Origin of the sequence: Nocardia sp. CA-136227, assembly GCF_050955695.1 — a bacterium.
Taxonomy (GTDB): Bacteria; Actinomycetota; Actinomycetes; order Mycobacteriales; family Mycobacteriaceae; genus Nocardia.
The window spans coordinates 3677555-3702767 of sequence record NZ_CP192081.1 but is presented as its reverse complement, the minus strand read 5'-3'; the positions used below and the strand labels follow the sequence as shown (position 1 = coordinate 3702767).

General features: G+C 68.0%; 26 protein-coding genes. 7 read left to right on the top strand and 19 right to left on the bottom strand.

Annotation, left to right across the window (positions count from 1 at the left end; translation table 11 throughout):
- Positions 1-12 precede the first annotated feature (12 nt).
- On the top strand, positions 13-405 hold the full coding sequence (locus ACQP06_RS16935; RefSeq protein ID WP_433673080.1) for a VOC family protein: 393 nt from the start codon (positions 13-15) through the stop codon (positions 403-405).
- Positions 406-671: 266 nt separating this feature from the next.
- On the opposite strand, the gene ACQP06_RS16930 is transcribed toward ACQP06_RS16935, so the two are convergent.
- The 3 genes from ACQP06_RS16930 to ACQP06_RS16920 all read right to left on the bottom strand — a co-directional run bounded on the left by ACQP06_RS16930 (position 672) and on the right by ACQP06_RS16920 (position 3547).
- On the bottom strand, positions 672-2123 hold the full coding sequence (locus ACQP06_RS16930; RefSeq protein WP_433673079.1) for a DUF222 domain-containing protein: 1452 nt from the start codon (positions 2121-2123) through the stop codon (positions 672-674).
- A gap of 62 nt (positions 2124-2185) precedes the next feature.
- Complete coding sequence (locus tag ACQP06_RS16925) at positions 2186-2917, bottom strand: helix-turn-helix domain-containing protein (RefSeq protein WP_433673078.1); 732 nt, start codon at positions 2915-2917, stop codon at positions 2186-2188.
- Between the two features lie 114 nt (positions 2918-3031).
- Positions 3032-3547: a pyridoxamine 5'-phosphate oxidase family protein gene (locus ACQP06_RS16920; protein WP_433673077.1), complete on the bottom strand. Its 516-nt coding sequence runs from the start codon at positions 3545-3547 to the stop codon at positions 3032-3034.
- 72 nt (positions 3548-3619) lie between these two features.
- Here ACQP06_RS16920 and ACQP06_RS16915 point away from each other — a divergent pair, with 72 nt between their 5' ends.
- Both ACQP06_RS16915 and ACQP06_RS16910 read left to right on the top strand, forming a co-directional pair.
- Positions 3620-4360 carry a S1 family peptidase gene (locus ACQP06_RS16915; RefSeq protein ID WP_433673076.1) on the top strand — a complete coding sequence of 247 codons (741 nt, stop codon included), beginning with the start codon at positions 3620-3622 and terminating at the stop codon, positions 4358-4360.
- 81 nt (positions 4361-4441) lie between these two features.
- Positions 4442-6613 (top strand): hypothetical protein, encoded by a 2172-nt coding sequence (locus ACQP06_RS16910; RefSeq protein ID WP_433673075.1) that lies wholly within the window; start codon positions 4442-4444, stop codon positions 6611-6613.
- Between the two features lie 17 nt (positions 6614-6630).
- On the opposite strand, the gene ACQP06_RS16905 is transcribed toward ACQP06_RS16910, so the two are convergent.
- On the bottom strand, positions 6631-8121 hold the full coding sequence (locus ACQP06_RS16905) for an FAD-binding oxidoreductase (protein ID WP_433673074.1): 1491 nt from the start codon (positions 8119-8121) through the stop codon (positions 6631-6633).
- A gap of 92 nt (positions 8122-8213) precedes the next feature.
- Positions 8214-8810 (bottom strand): TetR/AcrR family transcriptional regulator, encoded by a 597-nt coding sequence (locus ACQP06_RS16900; protein ID WP_357082299.1) that lies wholly within the window; start codon positions 8808-8810, stop codon positions 8214-8216.
- 74 nt (positions 8811-8884) lie between these two features.
- On the opposite strand from ACQP06_RS16900, the gene ACQP06_RS16895 reads away from it, so the two are divergent.
- Positions 8885-10027 carry an acyl-CoA dehydrogenase family protein gene (locus ACQP06_RS16895; RefSeq protein ID WP_433673073.1) on the top strand — a complete coding sequence of 381 codons (1143 nt, stop codon included), beginning with the start codon at positions 8885-8887 and terminating at the stop codon, positions 10025-10027.
- A gap of 61 nt (positions 10028-10088) precedes the next feature.
- Here ACQP06_RS16895 and ACQP06_RS16890 read toward each other — a convergent pair whose 3' ends face one another.
- The 3 genes from ACQP06_RS16890 to msrB form a co-directional block, all read right to left on the bottom strand.
- On the bottom strand, positions 10089-10460 hold the full coding sequence (locus tag ACQP06_RS16890) for a hypothetical protein (protein ID WP_433673072.1): 372 nt from the start codon (positions 10458-10460) through the stop codon (positions 10089-10091).
- Between the two features lie 240 nt (positions 10461-10700).
- Complete coding sequence (gene msrA, locus ACQP06_RS16885; RefSeq protein ID WP_433673071.1) at positions 10701-11213, bottom strand: peptide-methionine (S)-S-oxide reductase MsrA; 513 nt, start codon at positions 11211-11213, stop codon at positions 10701-10703.
- Positions 11210-11665 carry a peptide-methionine (R)-S-oxide reductase MsrB gene (msrB, locus tag ACQP06_RS16880; RefSeq protein WP_433673070.1) on the bottom strand — a complete coding sequence of 152 codons (456 nt, stop codon included), beginning with the start codon at positions 11663-11665 and terminating at the stop codon, positions 11210-11212. Before msrB ends, msrA begins: the two co-directional genes overlap by 4 nt.
- 103 nt (positions 11666-11768) lie before the next feature.
- Here msrB and ACQP06_RS16875 point away from each other — a divergent pair, with 103 nt between their 5' ends.
- Entirely contained in the window at positions 11769-12461 is a 693-nt protein-coding gene (locus ACQP06_RS16875) for a hypothetical protein (protein WP_433673069.1), read from the top strand.
- A 12-nt stretch (positions 12462-12473) separates the two neighbouring features.
- Here ACQP06_RS16875 and ACQP06_RS16870 read toward each other — a convergent pair whose 3' ends face one another.
- The 9 genes from ACQP06_RS16870 to tnpB all read right to left on the bottom strand — a co-directional run bounded on the left by ACQP06_RS16870 (position 12474) and on the right by tnpB (position 20988).
- Positions 12474-12710, bottom strand: coding sequence for a hypothetical protein (locus ACQP06_RS16870; protein WP_433673068.1), 237 nt, complete (start codon positions 12708-12710; stop codon positions 12474-12476).
- A 10-nt stretch (positions 12711-12720) separates the two neighbouring features.
- Positions 12721-13806, bottom strand: a complete 1086-nt coding sequence (locus ACQP06_RS16865) for a ferrochelatase (protein WP_433673067.1) — start codon at positions 13804-13806, stop codon at positions 12721-12723.
- A 36-nt stretch (positions 13807-13842) separates the two neighbouring features.
- Positions 13843-14682 carry an NADH-dependent enoyl-ACP reductase InhA gene (gene inhA / locus ACQP06_RS16860; RefSeq protein ID WP_357082382.1) on the bottom strand — a complete coding sequence of 280 codons (840 nt, stop codon included), beginning with the start codon at positions 14680-14682 and terminating at the stop codon, positions 13843-13845.
- A 57-nt stretch (positions 14683-14739) separates the two neighbouring features.
- Positions 14740-15456, bottom strand: coding sequence for a 3-oxoacyl-ACP reductase FabG1 (gene fabG1, locus ACQP06_RS16855; protein ID WP_357082386.1), 717 nt, complete (start codon positions 15454-15456; stop codon positions 14740-14742).
- A gap of 49 nt (positions 15457-15505) precedes the next feature.
- Positions 15506-16531 carry a VWA domain-containing protein gene (locus ACQP06_RS16850; RefSeq protein ID WP_357082389.1) on the bottom strand — a complete coding sequence of 342 codons (1026 nt, stop codon included), beginning with the start codon at positions 16529-16531 and terminating at the stop codon, positions 15506-15508.
- Positions 16528-17502, bottom strand: a complete 975-nt coding sequence (locus tag ACQP06_RS16845; RefSeq protein ID WP_433673066.1) for a DUF58 domain-containing protein — start codon at positions 17500-17502, stop codon at positions 16528-16530. Before ACQP06_RS16845 ends, ACQP06_RS16850 begins: the two co-directional genes overlap by 4 nt.
- Positions 17503-17526: 24 nt before the next feature.
- Positions 17527-18750: an AAA family ATPase gene (locus ACQP06_RS16840; RefSeq protein WP_433673065.1), complete on the bottom strand. Its 1224-nt coding sequence runs from the start codon at positions 18748-18750 to the stop codon at positions 17527-17529.
- A 116-nt stretch (positions 18751-18866) separates the two neighbouring features.
- Positions 18867-19538 carry an NAD(P)H-binding protein gene (locus ACQP06_RS16835; protein WP_433673064.1) on the bottom strand — a complete coding sequence of 224 codons (672 nt, stop codon included), beginning with the start codon at positions 19536-19538 and terminating at the stop codon, positions 18867-18869.
- A gap of 145 nt (positions 19539-19683) precedes the next feature.
- On the bottom strand, positions 19684-20988 hold the full coding sequence (tnpB, locus tag ACQP06_RS16830) for an IS607 family element RNA-guided endonuclease TnpB (protein ID WP_433673063.1): 1305 nt from the start codon (positions 20986-20988) through the stop codon (positions 19684-19686).
- Positions 20989-21325: 337 nt separating this feature from the next.
- Between tnpB and ACQP06_RS16825 the strand changes: the two genes are divergently transcribed.
- Positions 21326-21790 (top strand): NUDIX hydrolase, encoded by a 465-nt coding sequence (locus ACQP06_RS16825; RefSeq protein WP_357082401.1) that lies wholly within the window; start codon positions 21326-21328, stop codon positions 21788-21790.
- Here ACQP06_RS16825 and ACQP06_RS16820 read toward each other — a convergent pair.
- Positions 21771-22706: a LysR family transcriptional regulator gene (locus ACQP06_RS16820; protein ID WP_433673062.1), complete on the bottom strand. Its 936-nt coding sequence runs from the start codon at positions 22704-22706 to the stop codon at positions 21771-21773. The two genes, ACQP06_RS16825 and ACQP06_RS16820, sit on opposite strands and share 20 nt — an antisense overlap.
- A gap of 93 nt (positions 22707-22799) precedes the next feature.
- Here ACQP06_RS16820 and mqo point away from each other — a divergent pair, with 93 nt between their 5' ends.
- A complete protein-coding gene (gene mqo / locus ACQP06_RS16815; RefSeq protein WP_433673061.1) occupies positions 22800-24272 on the top strand; it encodes a malate dehydrogenase (quinone) in 1473 nt (490 codons plus the stop codon).
- Here the strand turns inward: mqo and ACQP06_RS16810 are convergent.
- On the bottom strand, positions 24209-25213 hold the full coding sequence (locus ACQP06_RS16810) for a YncE family protein (RefSeq protein WP_433673060.1): 1005 nt from the start codon (positions 25211-25213) through the stop codon (positions 24209-24211). The genes mqo and ACQP06_RS16810 overlap by 64 nt on opposite strands.

Here is a 25213-nt window from a genome sequence, read left to right as displayed (position 1 = left end):
TAGGGTTCGGGCATGGGTATTCGACTGAATGTGATCGGGATCGTGGTGGCGGATATGAGCGCGTCGCTGGCGTTCTATCGGCGGCTCGGGGTGGGGTTCGCGGATGGGGCCGAGACGGAGCCGCATGTCGACGCGGAGCTTGGTGGGGGTGTGAAGTTGATGCTCGATACCGAGGAGACGGTTCGGTCGTTTCGGCCGGATTGGGTTGCGGTGCCTGGGGCTGGGCGGATCGGGTTGGCCTGTGACTGTGGGGATGCGGCTGGGGTGGATGCCAAGTTCGCGGAGTTGGTGGGGGCTGGGTATCGGGGTGAGTTGAAGCCGTTCGATGCGTTTTGGGGGCAGAGGTATGCGACTGTGCTTGATCCGGATGGGCATGGGGTGGATCTGTACGCGGCGTTGGGGTGAGGCGGCTCAAAGCTCGAGACTCAAAGACAAAGAGACCAAAAGATAAAAGACGCCTGGAGAAGAGAAGAAAAGACAAAGAGACGAAGAGCCAAAGAGCTGAAGACGCCGGAGCGGTTGGTCTCTGGTAGGTGATGCGTGCAGTCTGTGGGCTGGGGTCGGCGGGTAGCGGATCCCAGCCCGGCGTCAGCGCCGGTGCGGCAGGGCAGGCGAGGTGACCACACTCCCCGTTGCTTTGCGCACGCCGGCAGGACACGAGCAGCCGGGTGTCATGCTGCCGGTGAGCGCCACGTTCGGCAGCTGGAATCGATGGCGGCGGCGATCGCCTGCCCCACGTGATGGCGGTCGTTGACGCGTGGGGTGCCGGTGGGGTCGACACTCTTCGGCGCAATCCACCCTGTCCGGCCGGGGTGGGGTGAGTCTTTACTCATCACAACGGTTTTCCAGCCATCGGGGCTGTCGTTGACCAGCGCGTGGCAGTGGTCGCACGCCAAGGTCAGGTTGTTGATGTCGGTCGGCCCACCCTTGGCCCAGTCGGTGACGTGGTGGGCGGCGCACATGTTGGCGGGTTGTTCACAACCCGGTCGAGTACATCCCCTATCACGGGCCAGCAGCGCCAATCGTTGGGCGCGGTTGGCGGTGCGGCGGGAGCGACGCAGGAACAGCGGCATCCCGTCCCCGTCGAGGACCGCGATCACCGGTCGGGTCCCTTCGGCCATCTTCAAGGCTTCGTTGATGGAGATCCGGGTCCCGGAGGCGGTGGTGGCGACGCCGGTGCCGTTTTCGAGGTCGGTGAGGCTCATAGTGAGCACGACCTCGACCGGCAGGCCACGGTGCATGCCCAGGGTCCGCATGTTCACACCCGGCTGCACCAACGCCAGCACAGCGTCGTGGGTCCGCTGCCCGGCATCACGACGATCACGACGCGCAGCAGCATCGAGCACACTGTCCGCGATGAACCCACCCGCGGCGGAAGGGCTTTCAGGATCTTCGACGTTGCACATCCCGGGCCGGGCGAGCTTCGCGAACACCGCATCCAGGCACGCACGCAGCTCAGGGGTGATCCACCCTTCGATCCGCGTCATCCCATCCACACCAGAGCGACACAGCGTGATCCCGCGACGGCGGCGACGGTCAGCGTCGGAAACAACCTTCCCATCAGGATCCAGCCGCGCGAGGATGTCACGCCCGATCTTCAACAAGTCATCGGGCCACCCATTGCGCGAGTAGTCGACCAGGATCTGCTCTGCCTCGGCCCGCGCCTCGGTGGGCACGTCGACGGGCAGGTGGTTCATCACGTCCATGATGTGGCGCACGTGATCCCGCGAGATCTTGCCCGCAGCAAACACTTCGGCAGTCACCGGCAATACCGGTGGTGCGACGTGCCCGGTCTGCTGCACGAATTCCCCGCAGTGGTGGGTGATCTTCACCCGCACCGACGCGTCGTAACGGGAGAGCCCGAGGGTGTGGCGCAGGAACGGCACCATCTTCCCGGCCCCGCTACGTGAATGCAGCGAACGCTCTCCCGCTTCGACAATCAGCGGAGTATCCAACGCGGCGAGTTGACGCTTGCAGGTTTCAATCCTCTGCATCAACGTCACAATGTCTTCGTCGGAGAACTCCGTCATCTTCCCGCCCTGAATGGATTCCGACAGGGTCGAGACCGCGGCCGCCAGTTCAGCGATACCGCAGTCGTCGAGTGTCACCCCCATCGAATTCATGCATCAATTCTATCGCCGATTCATCGCACACACGCTCGAATCACGAAGTGATATAACAATATTCAGAACGACAGCGGTTCCAAATCCAACCCCAGCAACTTCATCGGCGACATGCCCGAGAACTCTCGAACATCCCGCGTCAAATGCGCCTGATCCGCATAACCAGAAGCGACCGCTACGTCCGCAAGCCCCATTCCGCCGCGCGCCAATGCCAACGCGCGCTGCATCCGCAAGACCCTCCCCAGCGTCTTGGGCCCATACCCGAACGCCGCAAGGGATATTCGATGCAACCTGCGCGGCCCCGTCCCCAACTCTGCCGCAATGGCCGCGACCGAGCTGCCCGATCTCAGCGATGCCACCAGGAATCGCACCACGGGATCGACGGCATCGGTTCGGCCCGCGCGCCAGCGAGCGATCGCTTCCAGCCCGATGGCCGGACTCGACGCTCGTGCGATCAACTCCGAAGCCGTGCGCAGATCGGCGGGCGACCATAGGTCGGCGAGATCGGCCCTGGCGTCGCGGAGTTCGTACGCGGGCACCCCGAGGAGTGACGGCGCCGTCCCCGGGTAGAAGCGGATCCCCGCTATCCGGTCCGCGAAGCCGGGCGGCGGACGGTAGGCCCGAGTGTCCGGGCCCGCCACCGACAGTCGGCCGTCGAGCCACAGCAGATCCATGCAGCCGTCCGGCAGCACCGGCGAATCGGCGGCGGAGATGCCGTCGCGACACCAGACCACCGCGCCGCCAACACTCGACGGCCGCTCCCGATAGCCTTGCAGGGCGCGAACAGTCGTCATGACACACGCACCCGACCGGGCGCTGACCTCGAAATGTGCTGAAAATCAGCAATATTCGGCACCTCGTGCACTGTTGCACGAGATGCCTTCTTGCACTGCGTGCAATATTGCACGCTATGTAGCCGCAGGTTCGGAGCTGTCGGAGACCTCGACGACGTGCTCCTTCTGTCCCGGCTTCCACACCGTCACTTCCATGCGCCCGTCGACGATCTCCACCGACGAAGCCCCGGTCAGTTCCACCGCGTAGAACGGCTCGAACTTGCGGCCGCGCAGGTCGAACCCGCTCTCGGCGAAGAGGCCTTCCGCCCATCGGCGTTGCAGCTCCGGATCTTGCACATCACGCACACTGCCGAAGATCTTCACGTCGCCGTCGCTCACCTGAGTGTCGACTGTCGCCGTGTGCAGGCAGAAGCGCGGGTCGCGGGCCAGGTCGGCGAACTTCGTGGTGCCGGGCATGCCCACGAGCCAGAGCTCACCCTCGAAGATGCGCGGTTCCAGGGGGCTGATGCGCGGTGAGCCGTCTTTGCGCAGGGTGGCGAGCATGCAGAGGTTGCCGGTGGCGGCGTGACGACGGGTGAAGATTCCCGAGATGCGAGGGGCGGCCGCAGCGAACTCGTTCCAAGACGTCATGACCGCGACCGTACGCGGAGGGTCCGACATGTCCGGCCACCGAAACCCGGCCCTTTCTGTTTGAATGGCCCGATGTCGTACTCCCGCCGGCTCGCCGTCCTCGCCGCGGCGCTCATCGGCTGCGCAGTGCCCGCCCCCGCCCATGCCGTCGTCGGCGGCACCGAGGCAAACGCCGGCGACTATCCCTGGCTCGCCGCGGTCGGCACACCCCTGTTCCTCCCCCGCGCGTCCGGCCAGTTCTGCGGCGGCGCGCTCATCGCACCGGACCAGGTGCTCACAGACGCGCACTGCGTGCAATTCGCACAGCTCTTGCCGAAGGCGCTCACCGTCACCTTCGACCGCAGCGATCTGGCCTCACGTGACGGAACGACCGTGAAAGTCACGGCAGTCCGTCTGCACCCGGGCTTTCGTTCCGACACCATCGACGGCGTCGATGTCTACCATCACGACCTCGCGATCCTGACGCTCGCGCAGCCGCAGTCCCGCCCGACCGTTCCGATCGCCGCACCCCGGGGCGATACGGGCACCGTGCTCGGCTGGGGCGGCACCTCCGATGGCGATCTGTTCAACACCGTTTTGCGGCAAGCCACGGTTCCCATGGTGTCCGACGCCGCCTGCGCCGCCGCCTATCCAGGTGCCTTCGACGCCACCGAGATGGTGTGCGCGGGCTCCACCACGGCCGACACCGGCGAATTCGACAGCGGCGGACCACTGCTCATCGACGGAAAACTGGTCGGTATCACCTCGTGGGCCCGTGGCGTCGCGCTCGACGGGTACCCGGGTGTGTACTCCCGGCTGCCCGCGGACTTCTGAGCGCGACCCACACTTCTGAGCGAACCCGTGCGGGCAGGACACCCCTGCCCGGCGTCCGGCCGTCCGACAACGAGGAGTTTCATGCACGGCGTGCCCCGGCACACCCCTGTCGCCGAAGTCGACTGGCCAGCACTGGAGCACGCGTACGGCGACGCGAGCGACGTACCCGGCTGGATCGACGGACTGACCGAGGCGGACACCGTCGAGGCGGCGCTGCACGAGTTGTGGGGAGCGGTGCTGCACCAGGGCACCCTCTACGACTCCACCCCACCGGCGATGATGGCGATCGCGGCACTACTCGGGGCACGGCAGACCGCGGACGCGGAGAACACGGCGTGGCTGCTTCTGATGTTCGCCGACACGGTCCGCGACTACGAACAGCTGGACATGGACGACGCCGAGACAGCCGTCATCGTCCGGTCGGCCCGAGACTCGTTGACTGCGATCGCCGCCCTGGTACAGCCGCTGATCTCCGACGACGGCCCCGAAGCGGCCGCCGCGGCGCTGCTCCAAGCCGATTCACGCACAGTCGATTCCGCCGTGCCGCAGATGCTCGCGGCGCGGGCCGGCGTCAGACCCGCGGGACAGGTCGAACAGGCCTGCGTTGCCACGCTCACGACTCTCGGGGCCGATGTCACGGCGGTGCTCGCCGACGGGGATCCCGGCCTCGCGATGGCGGCCACGCTCGCTCGGATCGGGGCCGGGGACGGCGCGACCGCCGACCTGGACTTACTGGTGGCGGGGTGGGAACTCGCCGTCGAGGTCGCGCCGAACGTGGCGTTCGGTGTCGACAATCTGCCGGAGTGGTTGAGCGCGGTCGACTCCGGCGCGGCGGCCCATGTGCTCGCGGCGCTGCCGACACCGGACGAGGCGACGATCGCGGGACTCGTCGAGGTCGTCCTCGGTTCCCGGGGCAATGCCGCCGCGGCGGTTCGCCGCTTGCTGGCTCTCGCGACACTGCCCGAGTCCACGCCGGAGACGATGATCGCCGCACTGCGCCAATGCCCGCCGACGCCCGAGGTCCGGGATGCGCTCGCCGCCCTCGCCGAACGGGTCACGACCGGTGGCATTTCCACCTTCGGGTCGACCGCGTTTCACACCGATGCTCGTGCGGATGCGGCTTTCGCCCTGCTACGCGCGGGCGACGGACGATGGTCGCGCCCGATGGCCCGAGCCCTGCTCACCAACCCGGCCGCGCGCGGCCTCATGGTGGCCACCTCGGCATCCGGACGATCCGCGCTCGGCCACGCACTCGTGAGCGAACAGGCACCCCCGGCAAGCATGCTGGTCGCTTCGATCCTGCAGGCGCTGCGGCAGAATCCGCCGACCGAGCCATCCCAGGACGGAGCCGGACACCTCGTCGCGTTGCTCGCCAGCTGGCCCGCCGAGGCCACTGCCGACGCGCTGCCCGCGGTCCGGGAGCTCCTGGAGGTCGCGCCGAAACAAGCGGCCGGCGCACTCGCGGCGTGGGGCGATACCGCCGGCATCGACCACGTTCGCACAGCGAGCCACGGCGGGGACGCGACCGTTCTGCTGGCTCTCGCACGAATGACGCGGGACCCGGCCGACTTCCATCCTGTCCTCGACGCCGACCTCCGCTATACGGAGTCCGCCGTCCTCGAGCACTGGGCCGACCGCACCGATCCCCGGTTCCTCGACTGGTGTCGCGGCCTCGTCGGCACCGAAGTCGCGGTCAGCGTGTTCGAGCGAGGCAACCAGGTCACCGCTCTGCGCATCCTCGCGGACCTCGACTCGGGCCACGTCGCAACCGGCTGGCCCGCGCTGCGCGGCATTCTCGACGCCGGTACCGAACCGATCGAAGACGCTATCGGGCTGGCGCTCGATTGGCGTGCCAGGCAGCTACTTCCGGCCGAGGCCGTGACCGACCTCGAGGCGCTGCTCGCCGATCTGGTCGTCACCGACCGCAAGAACTACAACGGCCCGCTCGTCAAAACCAGCGTGGTGGCCGCGATCGCACTCCTCGACCTCGGGCTGCCACTGCCCGGAACTCCCGCACGCATCACGAAAGTCGTGGCGCGCGCGGTAGCCGACAGCTGGGCTCGCGACCTCGGGATCCGACTCACCGAGCGACTCACCGCCGCGCCCGCGGTGGTCCGCCGCTCGGTCGCGACGAAGCTCCGGGCCTTCGCCGACCGCGACGAACGCTTCGACTCCACGGGCGATATCGCCGTCGAGGATGAGCGGGCTCTCGCCCGCCTGCGCCCGATCCTGCACACTCTCGAAACCTGCTGACCTGGACCAGCAGAGCCTCAAGCCTTGGCTGCCGATTGGTCGAAGACGAAAACGCCGGCCGGATCATAGCGTTTCGCTATGCCACGCAATCGAGCGGAATTGTCGCCGTAATAGGCGGTCGCCCAGTTGGTTAGGCCGGGGTCGATGTAGTTCACGAATGCGGTGTTGCCGGTCAAGGCGCCGAGGCCGTCACGCACCTCATTCACGGCGGTCCGTGCCTCCGGTGTGGTGGCACCGACATAAATCTGTGCGGTGGCCAATGCGCCTCGATAGGGAAAAGCCGTGTCCTTCGCGCCGATTCGCGCGGGTGCGCCGGACATGCTGTCGAGGAGAACATCCATCCCGCTGCGTCCGGTCAGCAATGCGGTCAATCGGCTCGGGTCCGCCAACGGTTTCGTCAGCACTCGCGAGGACGCGGTGAACGACTCCCGTCCGAGCACTCCCCCGCCATTCCAGTCCGGCCGGCACTGCTCGACCGAGTAATTCGCGCAACCGCCGAAGTACTTCATCGCCGAGAGGTAATCCTTGGAAATCGAATACCGGTTGGACGGTTGTGTCTTCGTGGCCGCCACCAGTTTGTCGAGGAGGGCATTCATATTGCTCTCCGAGCCGACATAACATCCGTTGATCCGGCACGTCGGCGGGCTCCCGGCGGAAATGCCCAGGGTGGACCAGAATTCGTCGGGTGCGGAGGCCGTGAACGTCTGCCAGGCCCCGAGCACATCCGTCAGTGACCCGGCCGGGAAGCGGACCTGGAAGACGGCCAGTTGCGGTGCCGCGACGGTCTTGAAGGTGAAGGAGGTGACGATGCCGAAGTTGCCGCCGCCTCCGCCGCGCAGCGCCCAGAACAGGTCGGGTTCGGAGGTCGCCGAGGCGGTGCGCACGGTGCCGTCGGCGGTGACCACCTGCGCCGAAATCAGGTTGTCGCAGGTCAATCCGTACTTTCCGGTCAAGACGCCGAGGCCGCCGCCCAGAGTCAGGCCGGCGATGCCCACCGTCGGGCACGAGCCCGCGGGCAGACAGCGACCGGCCTTGGCCAGGCCGGAGTACACATCCATCAGCCGGGCGCCCGCGCCGATGACCGCGGTGCCGTCCGGTTTCACCTCCACACCGCTCATGGAACCCAGGTCGACGACCAGGCCGTTGTCGGGTGTCGAGTATCCGCCGTAGCTGTGTCCGCCGCTGCGCGCGGCCACCGGGATCCTCGCGCTCGCCGCGGCGTTCACGCACGCCTGCACATCGGATGCGTTGGTCACCTGAGCGACCGCCGCCGGACGGCGACTGTCGAACACCGGATTGAAGGCCAGTTTGGCTGTTCCATAACCGGAATCGGACGGCAGGTTCAGCGTCCCGGCCAGCTTCTGTCGCAGACCTTCCCAATCGACCTGCCCGGCAGGTGTTTCCGCACGTGGCATACCTTCCGGTTCGCAGCCGGTCACCGAACTCAATCCGGCCAGACCGACTCCGAGCGCGGTCGCCCGCAACAGGTTTCGACGATTGATCGCCATGACGGCGCACCTCCCCCGAGGTCACGCCCGACTGCCCGGGCGCGATAACGAACCACTCAACGGTTCGTTATCGCGCCTCGCGACCGATGCGTTTACGCCAGCATGCCGTCGGCGAGCCGCGCCCAGTCCGAGAGAACCTGCTTGCGCCGCAGACGATCTCGACCGACCATCTCGTCCAGGGTCGCGCCGCGCACCAAGTTGATGGTGAGCCAGAAGGCGGCTTCCAGACGCTCGCGCGGGACGTCCACGAAACGGCCGCAGGCGTCGAGCAGTTCGGCGGTCAGGTCGTGCTGCACGCGCAGCATGTTGCGGCGCAGGTCCTTGTCATTGGCGATGCCGACGTACAACTCCACCGCGGCTTTGCCGAGCTTGCCCGCGAACGGCGCGGTCACCAGCTCGACCAGCACCTCGCCCGGCGACGACGCCCCCGGCAGTGTCCGCTCCCGCCGTCGCAGCGCCTCGCCCTGCCGCTGCGTCAGATGCTCGATGGTCTGTGCGAACAATTCCTGCCGGGTGTGGAAGTGGTGCAGCTGCGCACCCCGGGTCACCCCGGCCCGCGCGGTGATATCCGCGATCGACGCGCTCGCGTACCCGACCTCGGCCAGGCTGTCGATGGCGGCGTCGAGCAGCAGGGCTCGGGTGCGGAGGCTCTTCTCCTGGTGCTTGTTCGGGGGTAGACCGGATACCACCTGGTCAGTCTAGCCGCCTTGCGAAATTGCGTGCTGCCTTGCACGCAATTGGGTGTCGGTCGTACTGTGACCTCATGTCCGTCGATCGTTTGCTGCCCACGTCCGAAGCCCGCGACCTCATCGAGCTCACCCGCGATATCGCGGACAAGGTGCTCGAACCGATCGCGGCCGAGTACGAGAAGCAGGAGCGCTATCCGGACGAGGCGTTCCGGGCGCTCGGCGCGGCGGGGCTGCTGAGCCTGCCGTATCCGGAGGAGTTCGGCGGGGGCGGCCAGCCCTACGAGGTGTACCTGCAGGTGCTCGAGGAGCTCGGCGCGCGGTGGGCCGCGGTCGCCGTGGCGGTGAGCGTGCACAGCCTGTCGTGCCACCCGCTGTTCGTGTACGGCACCGACGAGCAGAAGCAGCGCTGGCTGCCGGACATGCTGTCGGGCAACCTCATCGGCGCGTACAGCCTGTCCGAATCCCATGCCGGTTCCGATGCCGCGGCGCTGCGCTGCCGGGCGACCGAGACCGAGGGCGGCTACCTGATCACCGGCACCAAGGCGTGGATCACCAACGGCGGCAAGGCCGATTACTACACCCTGTTCGCCCGCACCGGCGAGGGCTCGCGCGGCATCTCCTGCTTCCTGGTGCCCGCCGGCACCGAGGGCCTGACCTTCGGCAAGCCCGAGGAGAAGATGGGTCTGCGCGCGGTCCCCACCACCAGCGCCGCCTACGACGACGCCTTCGTGCCCACCGAACGCCTCCTCGGCGCACCGGGTCAGGGTCTCCCGATCGCGTTCAGTGCCTTGGACTCCGGCCGCCTGGGCATCGCCGCCGTCGCCACCGGCATCGCGCAGCGCGCCCTCGACGACGCCGTCGCCTACGCCAAGCAGCGCGAAGCCTTCGGCCGCGCCATCATCGACCACCAGGGCCTCGGCTTCGTCCTCGCCGACATGGCCGCCGCCGTCGACTCCGCCCGCGCCACCTACCTCGACGCCGCCCGCCGCCGCGACGCCGGACTCCCCTACTCCCGCCAGGCCAGCGTCGCCAAACTCGTCGCCACCGACGCCGCCATGAAGGTCACCACCGACGCCGTCCAGGTCCTCGGCGGCTACGGCTACACCCAGGACTTCCCCGTCGAGCGCTACATGCGCGAAGCCAAGATCACCCAGATCTTCGAGGGCACCAACCAGATCCAGCGTTTGGTCATCGCTCGGTCGCTGGCCAGCGACTGAGCATCCGAACGGCAGGGTTCAGCCGTCCCGCGCGGGGACGCGGGACGGCTGTGAAAGACGGTCAGCAGCTGCCGAATTGGCACCACAAGGGCGACTGCTGGTAGCTGCCGCGGTTCTGGCCGCCCCAGTTGTCGTCGTAATCGCGGCGCCAGCCCCAGCCGTTGTCGCGGTCGCGGTACTCCCAGTGGCCGCGATTGTTGTCGCAGTCGCCGTTCTGCCAGCGGCCTCGGTTCTGTTGCCAGCCCCAGTTGCCGTTGTGGTCGCAATCGCTGTACCAGTTGTTGTCGTGGTCGGACTGGGTCAGCGGATCCGACAAAGTCAGCGGCTCGGACAGGGCGGGGGCGGCGAAGCCCAGGGGAAGGGCGAGGAGCGAGCCCAGCACGACCGCCCGGGCCAGCCGGTGGCGTGCGGATGTCCTCTCGGAGATGGTCATGGCCATACCTCGGGTCGGGCACGGCCATAAAGGCGTCAGGAAGGTGCACCCTCGACCCGCGTGGAAAACCACGCACACTGCGCTCTACTGGCGGATTCGTGACCGTGGCACGGGATCCGGGGCCGCCGCTCGCGGCCCACGGAAGATCGATGCTCGGTTCGGCCTCAGTCTAATCCCGGGATCAAGCGAAAAGAAGGGCCTCACCGGGGCGAATGCCGCGGTGAGGCCCTCCTTTCACTGCTATGCCGTGGTCTCGCGGCGGGGCAGCTTCCAGCCCGGACGCGGGAAGTGGCAGGTGTAGCCGTTCGGGTAGCGGACCAGGTAGTCCTGGTGCTCCGGCTCGGCGTCCCAGAACGTGCTCGCCGGGGTCACCTCGGTGACCACCTTGCCCGGCCACAGGCCCGAGGCGTCCACGTCGGCGATGGTGTCCTCGGCGACCCGCTTCTGCTCGTCATCCAGGTAGAAGATGGCGGAGCGGTAGCTCGAGCCGATGTCGTTGCCCTGCCGATCCTTGGTGCTCGGATCGTGGATCTGGAAGAAGAACTCCAGCAGCGCACGGTAATCGGTCTGCGCCGGGTCGTAGACGATCTCCACGGCCTCCGCGTGCCCGGGGTGATTGCGGTACGTCGGGTTGTCGTTGCGGCCACCGCTGTATCCGACCCGGGTGTCGAGGACACCGGGCTGGCGCCGGATCAGATCCTGCATGCCCCAGAAACAACCACCGGCCAGAATCGCCTTGCGCGTGTCGGTCACGCTTCCTCCTTCGTGAACAGCGTCTTGTACTGTCCGTAGCCTTCGGATTCCAGATCGTCGAGATGCACGAACCGCAGCGACGCCGAGTTGATGCAGTAGCGCAGCCCGCCCGCGTCGCGCGGGCCATCGGGGAACACATGGCCCAGATGGCTGTCACCGTGCACCGACCGCACCTCGGTGCGCACCATGAAATGGCTGACGTCGCGCTTCTCGGCCACATTCGTCGCGTCGATCGGCCTGGTGAAACTCGGCCACCCCGATCCGCTCTCGAATTTGTCCGTCGACGCGAACAACGGCTCCCCGGACACCACGTCCACGTAGATACCGGGCTCGTGGTTGTCCCAGTACTCGCCGGTGAACGCCCGCTCGGTGCCGTTCTCCTGGGTGACGTGATACTGCTCGGGCGACAGCGCCGCCACCGCCGCCGGATTCCGGTTGTACTCCCGTGCCACATGACCTCCTTGGTAGGCCTCAGCTACAACCCACCCTGCCCGACGGAAAGTCCGTCCGCGAGCCCGCGTCATACTTCTGTCACCTTTGGGCATACTCACGAACGTGAGCGCACCGGGGAACGAAACCGACGACGATCAGGTACCCGCGTGGGCCCGGCGCACGGCCGGGGAATCGCGCTGGGCGGCCACCGCGGCCGTCGTCGGGATATTGCTGGTGCAATACCTGCTGCCGGCCGAATACTCGGCCGGACCCAACTGGGTCGTGCCGATCGTCGGATTCGCGCTGCTGATCATCCTGGTGATCGCCAACCCGGTCCGGCTCGACCGCGAGGACGAACGGCTGCGGCGATTCAGCCTGCTGCTGATGGGGCTGCTCGGTTTCGGCATGGTGTGGTCGGTGTCCCACCTGGTGAAATCGCTGATCAACGGCACGGCCGCCGACAATGCCGCCGGACTGCTCGGCTCGGGCGCGGCCGTGTGGCTGTCCAACGTGCTCGTGTTCGCGCTCTGGTACTGGGATTTCGACCGGGGCGGCCCGGCGGCGCGCGCCCACGCCCGCAAGCCGTATCCGGATTTCCTGTGGGTCCAGATGCAGAATCCGAATCTCGCCGACCCCGACTGGGAACCGCAATTTCCGGATTATCTGTATCTGTCGTTCACCAACGCGACCGCCTTCAGCCCCACCGACGTGATGCCCATGACCCGCTGGGCCAAGCTCCTCATGATGGTGCAGTCCGGCATCTCCCTCGTCACCGTGAGCCTGGTCGTCGCCCGCGCGGTGAACGTCCTGAACTGACGGGCGAACCCGTCAGCGGTTGAAGAACATATCCGCGACCAGCATGACCACCGCGATGGCGACGAACGCCGCGGCGAACATGATGGATTGGCCGATGGTGCCGACGATGCCGGCGGCCAGGAACAAGGTCAGCACGGGGGCCCAGACGAACATGTCCGGGGCACCGAAGGTGCGCTGTGGCTTGCGGGCGGCGGTGCCGCCCGAGGCGGGCTGACGGCGTTGCGGGGTTCCGCGTCCGGGTGTAGTCACCTGGGCGAGACTACAATTCGGCGGCCGCCGGTGCCACCGCGGGCCTGCGGGGAGGCAGAGCGCAGCAGCCGACCACGCACGGCGCGCCGTCGACGGTGCAGCCCAGACCGGTGATGTCGCTCAGACGCGCCGGAGCGGCGGCGGACAGGTACTCCTGCACCAGATCGGCGACCATGCGCGCGAAACGCGGGTCCGGGCCGGGGGTGGCGGCGCGGGCGAAGGCCATACCCAGTTCGGCGGCACGCTCTTTCGCCTCGTTGTCCAGGTCCCAGATGACCTCGAGGTGGTCGGAGACGAAACCGACCGGGCACACCACCACGGAGTCCACGCCCTGTTCGGCGAGCGCGTCGAGATGGTCGACGATGTCGGGGTCCAGCCAGGGCACCTGCGGCGGGCCCGAGCGCGACTGCCACACCAGGTCGTAGGCCTCGAATCCGGTTGCCGCCGCGCACAATCTGGCCGCCTCGGCGACCTGACGGCTGTAGAGACGCTGTTCGGCGGGCGGACCGGAGGCGATATCGGCGGAGACCGGCACGGAATGCGCGGTGAAGACCAGGCGGGCCGAATCACGCTTGTCCTGCGGCAATTCCGCGACCGCCGCGCGAATCGCGTCCGCGAACGCCTCGACGAACAGCGGATGATCGAAATATTGGCGCAGCTTGACCAATTCGGGGGCATCGGCGACCGCAGCGCGGGCGCGCGTGATGTCCTCCTGGTACTGCAGGCAGCCCGAATACCCGCCCCACGCGGAGGTCGGGAACACCAGCGCCGAGCGAATCCCGTCGGCGCGCATACCCTCGACGGTCGCCTCGACCATGGGATGCCAGTTGCGATTGCCGAAATACACCGGCAGATCGATACCGCGCGCGGCGAATTCGGCCTCGATCGCCTTGATGATGTCGAGGTTCAGCGCATTGATCGGGGACACCCCGCCGAAGTGCAGGTAGTGCTGCGCGACCTCGGCGAGGCGTTCCGGCGGCACGCCCCGGCCCCGAGTGACGTTCTCCAGGAACGGCATCACGTCCTCGGGGCGCTCGGGACCGCCGAAGGACAGCAGTAGCAGGGCGTCCACTTCACGAGCCGCGGGCTCACCCACTACCGCTCTCCTCCTGGGAAATCGAACCGCTGACGATCAGTTGGCGCCGAAACCGGATTCCGGGAACCAGGTGTTGTGGCTGGCGCCGCCGTCGACGTAGATGATCGAACCGGTGGTGCCGGGCAGCCAATCCGACAGCAGCGCGCACACGGACTTGGCGACCACGGTCGGGTCGTCGACGTCCCAGCCGATCGGGGACGCGCCGTCCCAGTACTCGTTGAGCATGTTCAGCTGCTTGGCGTCATCGGTGGCGGTGCCGGCGATGGCCTTGGCCGCGAGGGTCTTGATCGGACCGGCCGCGATTAGGTTGGAGCGGATCTTCTTGGCGGCGCCCACCTCCCGCGCCACGTAGCGGTTCACCGACTCCAGGGCCGCCTTGGCGACACCCATCCAGTTGTAGAACGGCATCGCGGTGCGCGGATCGAAGTCCATGCCCACGATGGAGCCGCCCTCGTTCATGGCGGGGAGCACGGCGCGCGCCAGCGAGGCGTACGACCAGGCCGAGATCTCGAACGCCTTGGCCGCGTCCGGGCCGGGGGCGTCGAGGAAGTTCACCGCGTCCGGGCCCATCAGGGTCTTGGGCGCGAAGGCGATCGAGTGCAGCACGCCGTCGATGCCCTCGGGGGCCAGCTCACGCAGCTTCGCCGGCAGCTCGGCCAGGTTCTCCTCGCTGGTGACGTCCAGACCGATGGCCGGGGGCACCTCCTGCGGCAGACGCTTGGCGATGCGGTCGATGAGGCGCAGCCGCTCCGGGATGCCGGTGATGATCACCTTCGCGCCCTGCTCCTGCGCGACCGCGGCCGCGTGGAAGGCGATGGACGAGTCGGTGATGATGCCGGTGATGAGTACGGTCTTGCCTGCGAGCAATCCAGCCATGGGGTGGTGGGTTCTCCTCGTTCGAAATGTCAGGGGCGAGAGCGGGTTCGGGTGGACCTAGTGGCCCATGCCCATACCGCCGTCGACGGGGATGATCGCGCCGGAGACGTAACCGGAGTCCTCGGAGGCCAGGAAGCTGACCACCGCGGCGACGTCCTCGGGCTGGCCGAGACGCTGCAGCGGGATGAACTTCTTGGCGGTGTCGCGCAGGTCGTCGGGCAGCTCGGCGGTCATGTCGGTCTCGATGAAACCGGGCGCGACCACGTTGGCGGTGATGTTGCGCGAACCGAGCTCGCGGGTCACCGAGCGGGCCAGGCCGACCACACCGGCCTTGGAGGAGGCGTAGTTGATCTGGCCGGGGCCACCACCCAGACCGACGACCGAGCCGAGGAAGATCATGCGGCCCCAGCGGGCGCGCAGCATGGCACGGTTGGCGCGCTTGGCGCAGCGGAAGGCGCCGGTCAGGTTGGCGTCGATGACCCGGGTGAACTGCTCCTCGGTCATGCGCATCAGCAGCGTGTCATCGGTGATGCCCGCGTTCGCGACCAGTACCTCGACCGGACCCTGGTGCTCCTCCACCTCGGAGAAGGCCCGATCGACCGATTCGCTATCGGTCACATCGCATTTCACGCCGAAGAAACCCTCGGGAACGCCGGACCCGCGGTGGGTGACGGCGACCTTGTGTCCGTCGGCGAGCAGGCGCTGGGCGACCGCGAGCCCGATGCCGCGATTACCGCCGGTCACCAGGACCGACCGGGATGTGATGTTCGACATAGACGCAAACCTATCTGTTCGTGTTCGGGACTCGGCGCGCGGTACCGATTTACGGCAGACGCTGACGATAGAGCAACGCGGCCACCAACCCGGCGGCAGTCACCACCAAACCCAGCAGCAACCACGGGCGGCTGGCGTCGGCGACGGTCGTCTCGAAGCCGATCTGCTCTTCCAAGTGCGCGTAGACGTTCTTGAGTTCTTCCAGCGTGGAGGCGGTGAAGAACTCGCCGCCGGACAGTTTCGCGATCTCGCGCAGCGAATCGTCGTCCACCGGGACGCGGACCCGCTGCGAGCCCTTGCCGTCCTGGTCGGGGATCTCCACGGTGCCCCACGTGGTGCCGAACGAAATCGTCGACACCGGAATGCCTTTCTCCTTCGCCAGACGCGCGGCGGTGAAGCCGTGGCGGGGATTCTCGACATCCTTGTCGTCCGGGACGGTCTGCTTACCGTCGGACATGAGCACCACCTGGGCCGGCGGCGGCTTCTCCGCACCCGGCAGCACCGAGGCCAGGGTGTCGATGGACTGCAACGCGGTCAGGATGCCCTCACCGGTCGCGGTGCGCTCGGCCAGCTTCATGGTGTCGATGGCGGCCTTGACCGCCTCCCGATTCGTGGTCGGCGACACCTGCACCGACGCGGTGCCCGCGAAGGTGACCAGACCCAGGTTGATGCCCGGCGTCAGATTGTCCGCGAATTCCTTGGCGGCCTTCTTGGCCACCTGGATCCGGCTGGGCGGCACGTCGGTGGCCTCCATCGACAGCGACACGTCGATCACCAGGATCACCGTGGCGCGGTTGCGGGGCACCTTCTTCGCCGCGGTCGGACCGGCCGCGGCGAAGGTGAGGAACATGAGTCCCACCAGGGTCACCGCGACGGGAATGTGCCGCCACGGTTTCGGCTGCTTGGGCGCCACCTTCTCCAGCATCTCCATATTGGAGAAGCGCAGCATCTGTTTGCGACGCCGCTGCTGCATCAGGATGTAGATCAGCGCCGCCAGCGCGATCACGGCCAGGAAGGCCAGCCAATACTGGTAGGCGAAATGCGAAAGGCTGAAGGTCAGCTCGCCGATAGTCACTGCCGCGGCACCCGTCCGGCATTCGGGGCGCCAAAGGTGTGGCGCCGGGTGGACACGAATCGAACCACGTCCGCGATCCAGTCGCCGTCGGTGCGCAGGGTCATCACCGGCGCACCACAACTGCGCAACGCCTGCTCGACCTGATCCCGATGGCCTTGCGCGGCGCGCGCGAAATCGGCGCGAAGCGTGGGGGTCACACTGAATTCCCGGGTCCGTCCGGTCTCCGGGTCGTGCAGGACCACATCGCCCAGATCCGGAAGCTCCAGATCACGCGGGTCCAGTACTTCGACACCGAGCAGGTCGTGGCGGCCGGAGATGGCGCGCAGCGACCGCTGCCAGTCGATATCGCCGAGGAAATCGGAAATGACCACGGCCAGACCGCGTTTGCGCTGCGGTCTGCGCAATGCCTCGATCGCGTCGCGCAGGTCGCCTCGGACACCGTCCGGGGCGTGCGGGGTGGTCGCGATCTTGCGCAGCATGGACTGCTCGTGCACCCGGCCGCTGCGGGCCGGAATGCGGATCAGCTCATTGCCATTGGTCACCACCGCGCCGATCCGGTTGCCGCCGCCGCTGGTCAGATGCGTGACCGCGGCCGCCGCGGCGACTACCAGATCCCGCTTCTCGCACAGCGCGGTACCGAAATCGAGGCTGGCCGACAGGTCGACCACCAGCCAGGTCTCCAGCTCGCGGTCGGCGATCATCTGCCGGACGTGCGGGTGGGTGGTGCGGGCGGTGACCGACCAATCCATCTGCCGCACATCGTCGCCCGGCTGATACATGCGGGCATCGCCGGGCTCGGAGCCGGGGCCGGGGATCAGGCCCAGGTGGTCACCGTGCAGCACGCCGTCCAGGCGCCGGCGCACGGTGAGTTCGAGCGTCCGCAGCGCCGCCGACAACCGCGGGTCGGTGAGCTGACCCTGCCGGAACGAGGGCGGGGCGTGCGGGGAGTCGCTGGGAGTTGAGATCGTCACGGGCGCAGTCGATTCCGTGGCCACCTACTTCGGCTGCGGCTGACCGGGGACGCCGGGCATCTGACCGTTCGGAGGCTGCGGGATGCCCTGCTGCGGCGGCTGCGGAATACCCTGCGCGGGCACCCCCGGCTGCTGCGGGATGCCGGGCTGCGGCATGGCGGCGGGCACCGGGGCGGGCGCGCCGGCGGAGGCATTGGCCGGGGCGTTGGCCTGGGCAGCGACCTGCGGCAGGCCGACGGTCTGCAGCACGCGCTTGATCACGTCGTCCGGGCTGACCTCGTCGGCCAGCGCGTCGTAGGACAGCACCAGGCGGTGACGCAGCACGTCCGGGATCACCTCGACCACGTCCTGCGGGACCACGTAGTCGCGGCCGCGGATCAGGGCCACCGCGCGGGCGGCGGCGATGATGCCCAGCGAGGCGCGCGGGGAGGCACCGTAGGAGATCCAGCCGGCCACGTCCTGCATGCCGAAGTCGGCGGGCTTGCGGGTCGCGGCGATCACCCGGACCACGTAGTCGACCAGGGCGTGGTGCACGAAGGTGTTGGCGGCGACGTTCTGCAGCCGGACCAGCTCGGCCGGGTCCAGCACCCGCTTGGGCTCCGGCGGGGTGACACCCATCCGGTAGATGATCTCGCGCTCCTCCTCGACCGAGGGGTAGTCGACGACGACCTTGAACAGGAAGCGGTCGCGCTGCGCCTCGGGCAGCGGGTACACGCCCTCGGACTCGATCGGGTTCTGAGTCGCCATGACCAGGAACGGATTCGGCATCGGGTAGGTCTTGCCGCCGATGGACACGTGCCGCTCGGCCATCACCTCGAGCAGTGCGGACTGCACCTTGGCGGGCGCGCGGTTGATCTCGTCGGCGAGCACGAAGTTGGCGACCACCGGGCCCAGCTCGGTGTCGAACTCCTCGCGGCCCTGCCGGTAGATGCGGGTACCGACGAGGTCGGTGGGCACCAGGTCAGGAGTGAACTGCACGCGCGAGAAGCTGCCGCCCACCACGGTCGCGAAGGTCTCCACGGCCAGGGTCTTGGCGATACCCGGCACACCTTCGAGCAGCACGTGCCCCTTGGCGAGAACACCGACCAACAGCCGCTCGACGAGCCGATCCTGACCGACGATCACACGTTTGACTTCGTAGATCGCCTTTTCCAGGGTCTGGACATCGCGCTCGAGGGTGCTCGGAGCCGAAGGTGCGTCCTTCACCGTGCTTACCCCGCTCACACCGTCAGTCGAAGTCACCAACATCCCCGCTTTCGCCTTGGTCCTGTGCGTTCCGCCCCAACTATTCCAGGTATCTCGCGCGATTGCCGCACCCGCCCGCGATCGGGGCGCGAATTTCGGCCGCGAAATCCGGGATTCGGCTATTTCCTGGCCGTGGTCGAGCGCTCCAACACCAGTTCCACGGCCTCCGCGACCGCCGTGTGACCGGCCGTCAGTTCCAGGATCACCCGGTTCAGCGCCGGGCGGTGCAGGGCCACGTCGATGAAGGCGGCCACGTCGTCGCGGCGGACATCGCCGTATTCGATCGCGAGTCCGGCTGCGACCAGGCCGGTTCCGGGCTCGTCGCGCAGCGTGCCGGGGCGGACGATCAGCCAGTCCAGATCGGTGCCGACCAGATAGGCGTCGGCGGTCTTCTTCACCCGCATGTAGTGCTCGAAGCCGGGGCTGGTCTCGCGGTCGCGTCCCGCGTCGGGGAACACCGAGACCAGGACGAAACGGGCGACTCCGGCGAAGCGGGCGGCGTCGGCGGCCTTCTCCAGGCCGCGGCCGTCGATCAGGCTGGTCTGGTCCATGCCCGTGCCGTGCGCGCCGGCGGAGAAGACGATGGCGTCGTGGCCGTGGAACTTGGCGGCCAACTCGTCGACGGAGTCGGCGATCAGGTCACCGTGCAGCGGGGTCGCGCCGGTGGCGGCGATGATCTCGGCCTGCGCGGGGCCGCGGTGCATCCCGGTGACCTCGTCACCGCGGGCGGTGAGCAGGGTCGCCAGGCGGCGGCCGATGCCGCCGGCCGCGCCGATCTGGAACACCTTCACGATGACTCCTCTCGTAGGGGGGCGGTACCGGTCCAGCTTCCGTTCACAGAGTGTGTTGTTTTGCTCCGTGACCTGCGAGATTGCTCCAGCAGGGTTGGCCCGCAACCGCAGTTTCGGGTCTTCCCGTGGCGATACCATCGCCCGGCTAGCCGGGTCCTACACGGTTTCCAGCGGGCATCTTTACCGTCCCGACGCAACTCGCCGAGGACACCAACGCCGCCAAATTGCGGGCAGCGTTCACATCACGATCTAACACCAGACCGCAATGATCACAGCGAAATACGCGCTCACCCAAGGCCAGCTTGGCTTTCACTGCCTTGCAGGAAGAACACGTTTTGGAACTGGGATACCAGCGGTCGGCGGTCACCAGCACCCCGCCGCGCCAACTCGTCTTGTATTCGAGCTGCCGACGCAGTGTCGAGAACCCGGCCGACCAGATCGCCTGCGCCAGGGACCGATTGCGCAGCATCCCCGCGATGTTCAAGTCTTCCACCACGACCGTCCCGTACTCGCGGGTCAGGCGGGTGGTGAGCTTGTGGAGCCCGTCACGGCGCATCGCGGTCACACGATGCTCGAGGCGATTGGCTCTGGCGTTGGCCTTCTCCCACCGCCGCGACGACCCCACACCGCGGCTACGGTCGGGGCCTCGGCGGCGAGACCGCGACCGCGCAAGCCGGCGACGCCGCTTCTGGGTCTTTTGGTAATGCTTCGGGTTCGGGGCAATCTCGCCCGTGGACAGAACGGCCAGGGACTTCACGCCCACATCCAACCCGACCGCGGCGTCGGGCCGCACGGGTTTGGGATCGTTGCGCTGGACCCGGACCGTGAACGACACCCACCAGCGGCCACCCCGACCTGACAGGGTCATGCTGCCCAGTTTCGCGGTCCCGTTGCGCAGCCGCCGCGCGAGCTTGCGCGTCGATTCCCCGGTCCGAACGATCCCGATACGGGGAATCTTGACCTGCCGCGATCCGTCGCCGAGTCCGTAACCGCCGGTGGTGACGGTGAACGACTGGTGGGAATGCTTCTTCCTCCGGGCCGGGACACCCATACGTGCCCCGGCCCGGGTCCCGCGCTTGGACTTCGAGTAGTTGGCGAACGCGTCAGCAACGCGCGCAATACCGGATGAGTACGCCTCTTTGCTGTTCTCCGCCCACCACGGCGCGACCGTGCCCTTCTCAGCGTTCCACGTTTTGCGGAGACTGTAGGCGGATTGGTTGATCCACGGGGTGAGTTCGTCGTCGGGGATGCCGTAGGTGGCTTCGGCCTGCCGTTGCGCCCAGTTGGCGAGGACTTTGCGGCGCCCCCAGTTGTAGGCGAACCGTGTTGCCCCGCAATGGGAACGCAAGGCTTGTGCCTGGTCGTGGGTCGGTTCCAACGCGAATCGGTACGCCTGAATCTGCTTCGCCCCCTCCTCGGGGCGATCGTTCGACGACCATGGTTCGCTCACCTGTTCGACAGTAGAGAAACCGGACCAGACACGACAGCACCGAAACCGAAGACACGCCAATCGAATTGCGGCAACCACGCCGTCGCCCGACCCTCCCGCCACAACACTCCAACACGCAACGACGTGAACCGTCACAAACCACCCAACACTTGACAACCCCCGCCGCGGCGATGGCACGCAGGCATTTCGGGCCGGTGTCGAGAAAGTTTCCGGACCCTGGATCGCTGGGACGGAAGTGCGCCTATTCTTGCGAATGTCTCTGCCGCCGACCGTTTCTCCGCCGGTAGCGTTATCCGTATCGGTCGACGGTGTCCGGTGATACGGGATGTGGTGTGCAGTGTGGGATTTCGAAGTTTCGCCCGGGCAGTCCATCGGCGAAACGGTGTTGCAGGAACTGCGGGAGCGGGCCGCCTCGGAGGGAGTCGCGCTACGGGTAGGTGTGGTCGTCGAGCACAATGACTCGGTGCTGATGCTCGAGCACGAGGAGCACGTCGAAGGGCGCAGTCCGCTGCACCTACCGGGCACTGTCGTGCGCCCGGGCGAGTCGCTGGCCAGCGCGGTGGTGCGGGCGGTGCGCGAGGAGACCGGTCTGGCGGTCACCGATATCGTGCGCCACCTCGGCAGCTTCGACTACCTGTCCAGCGCCGGGAAACCGGTGCGCCGGGAACATTTCGCCGCGGTGGTGGCCAGCGCCGGACCGGTGCGGGTGACCAACTACGCCGAATACCGGTGGGTGCCGCTCACCGGGGATCTGCCGGTCACCTCGTCGATCCGGCGCATCCTCACGACCTATCAGGAGTAGCCGGGTCCGCGCCGCGCCCGAGATACGACAGGGCCTGCGCGGCAACGTGATCACGCAGGCGTGCCACCGCGGGAGTCGGGCGGTGGCCGCCCGAGACCAGGCCGATGCTGCGATCCCGCGCATCGGCCAGGGTCACGCGTGACAGGCCCGGGTGGGCGACCTCCGGGGCGGGCAGCACCGCGATGCCGAGATTCTGGGCGACCAGGGCGCGCAGCGTCTCGAACTCGGTGATCTCGAAGCCGACGCGCGGGGTGAATCCGGCCTCGGCGCACCAGGAGTCGACCAGGCGACGCAGGTGGTAGGTCGGCGGGTTGGCGATGAACAGCTCGTCGGCCAGTTCGGCGAGTTCGACCTCGGTGCGGGTCGCCAATGGGTGGGCGTCGGCTACGTACAGGTGCAGGCGCTGGTGGCCGAGGATGATCGCGGGCAGGTCGTCGGGGGCCGGGATGGTGACGGCCAGATCCAGGCGGCCGTCGCGGACCATGTCGGTCAGGGCGCTGCCGTGGGCCTGCACGAGGTGCAGGCGGATGCGGGGTGCGCCCGCGTGGAAATCGGCCAGGAGTGACGGGATGCTGACCGGGCCGAGGGTGAACGGGAAACCGAACCGGACCAGGCCGCTGTCGGGGTCGGCGTCGCTGCGGACCACGTCGACGGCGTCGGTGAGGGCCTGGACCAGGCCACGGGTGCGTTCGTGCAGTTCCTGACCGGCGGCGGTGAGGGCGATGCGGCGACCGACCGGTTGGAAGAGTTTCACCCCGACCGCCTGCTCGACCGCCTTCAACCGGCGACTCACCGACGACTGCGGTACGCCCAGGAGCTGCGCCGCCCGCGTGACGTGCCCCTCCCCCGCGGCCGCGTCGAACGCCGCGAGCAGCGGGATCAGGGCCTCCACCTGCGACGACGGCAATTCATCCATATTCGGATCATAGCTGCGCGGAATGAGCATTGGACGGATGGATAAGCGCGGCGTGACGATGACGGAGTACCCGCCGACCAGGAGGTCACGTAGATGGACGAGCACACCGCACCCACCGAAACCGCCACGGACACAGAGATTCTCGACGTCGTATTGATCGGTGGCGGCATCATGTCGGCCACCCTCGGCGCGATGATCGCGGCGCTGCGACCGGATTGGTCCATGACCCTGCTGGAGCGGCTCGACCGGGTCGCGGCCGAGAGCTCCGATCCGTGGAACAACGCGGGCACCGGGCACTCGGGCCTGTGCGAACTCAACTACATGCCGGATCCGGACGATGGGGGCAAGGCGGCCGAGATCGCGTCGATGTTCGCGCTCTCGCGGCAGTTCTGGGCGGGACTGGCCGACCGGGGCGCGCTGGCCGACACCGGATTCGTCACGGCGACACCGCATATGGATGTGGTGTTCGGCGAGCGGGATGTCGCCTATCTGCGCCGGCGATTCGAGACCCTGCGCATCCTGCCCGCGTTCGCGGCCATGGAGTACAGCGAGGATCCCGCCGTCATCGCGGACTGGGCTCCCCTGCTCATGGCGGGCCGGGACCCGGGGCAACCGGTGGCGGCCACCCGGTTCGAGGCGGGCACCGACGTCGATTTCGGGGCGCTGACCGGGTCGCTCGTGCGGGCCATGACCGACGCGGGCGCGCAGGTGCGCACCGGTCACGAGGTGCGGGGACTGCGCCGCGACGCCGACGGGATCTGGACCGTGACGGGACGGGATCGGAACGGCAAGCGGCGCTTCACCGTCCGCGCCCGTTTCGTGTTCGTGGGAGCGGGCGGATACGCGCTGAAGCTGCTCCAGCGGGCCCGCATCCCCGAGGTGCGCGGCTACGGCGTGTTCCCGGTCGGCGCGCAGTTCCTGCGGACCGACAACCCCGAGGTCGTGGCCCGGCACGAGGCGAAGGTCTACAGCCAGGCTCTGCTGGGCGCTCCCCCGATGTCGGTGCCGCACTTGGACAAGCGCAATGTCGGCGGCGAGTCGTCGCTGCTGTTCGGCCCGTACGCGACGTTCAGCACGCGGCTGCTCGAGCACGGCAAACTGATCGACCTGTTCACCACGCTGCGGCTGACGAACATCGTGGTGCTGGTGGCGGCGGGACTACAGAATCTGCCGCTGGTCCGCTATCTGATCGGCGAGCTGCTCGCGACCCGGCGGCGCAAGTTCGCTCAGCTGCAGCGCTTCTACCCCGAGGCCGATCCGGCCGACTGGTATCTCGTCCAGGCCGGACAACGCGCGCAGCTGGTGAAGCCCGACCTCGACCGGGTGGGTGTGCTGACCATGGGCACCGAACTGGTCACCGGCGCCGACGGCACGATCGCGGGCTTGCTGGGCGCGTCCCCCGGCGCGTCGACCGCGCCCGCGATCATGATCGAACTCCTCGAACGGTGCTTCCCGCAGCAGCGTTCGGAGTGGGAGCCGGGCCTGCGGCAGCTGGTGCCGGGCTACGCCGAGGGCTCGAACTCCCAGAGCACGGGCCCCGACGCTGCCGTGGGGATCGGGAAGTAGCTGTGATGATCGGCCGGATCGACCACCACGATGTGCGCGCCGTCGGCCAGGTGCTCGGCCCCGATGGGAGCCGGGTGCCCGGCGCGGGCGTCGAACGCACTGACCCAGCCGCTCTCGGCGGCCACGTAGATGCGCTGCGCGCCGGGATCGTAGGCGAGTACGTCGGGGGTCCGGCCGACGCTGTTCCGGTCGGTGACAGCGTGTTTCGCCAGATCGACGGTGACGAGCGTGGCGTTGTCCTCACAGCCGACGAACATCAACCGCCGGGCCGTGTCCAGCGCCTGACCGTGCGGTCCCGAGCAGCCGGGCGTCGGAATGCGGTCGGTGACCGACAGCGCGCCGGGGTCGACGACCGCCAGATCGCCTCGGCCCTGCACCGCCACGATCATGCGGTCGGGACCCGGGTCGTAGACGACATTGCCGGCTTCGCCGCCCAGAGTGACCGTGCCGCGGGACCTTCCGGTGTCGGCGTCGACGACCGACTCGCTGCCCGCGCGCTCATTGGTGGTCCAGACCGCGTCGCGCACCGGGTCATAGGCCAACCCGTCCGGATACGTCCCGGTCGGCGCGGTGAACAGCACCGACCCGCTGTCCTCGTCCAGGGCGACGAGCTGATCGCGCCCCGTCACCGTCGCGTACACCCGGCGCTTCTCCGGAACGACCAGCACGCCATGGACATCCGGGGTATCGGCGATCGTGCGCACCACGCGGTGCGCGCGGACGTCGACCTCGACGATCTCACCGGCCCCCATGTGCGCCAGGAACAGCAGCCCACGACCGGAATCCAAGCTCGCGTAATCGAATCGGGCCGAGCCGCCCGGCAGGGAAACCTGGGCGACCTTCCGCAGCGGCAGCGGTCCGCCGGTGGTGGCCGGGCCGGATGAGCAGCCCGCGACCAGTGCGATCGCGGTCAGCGCCCACCCGGCTCGTCTCGACCACAT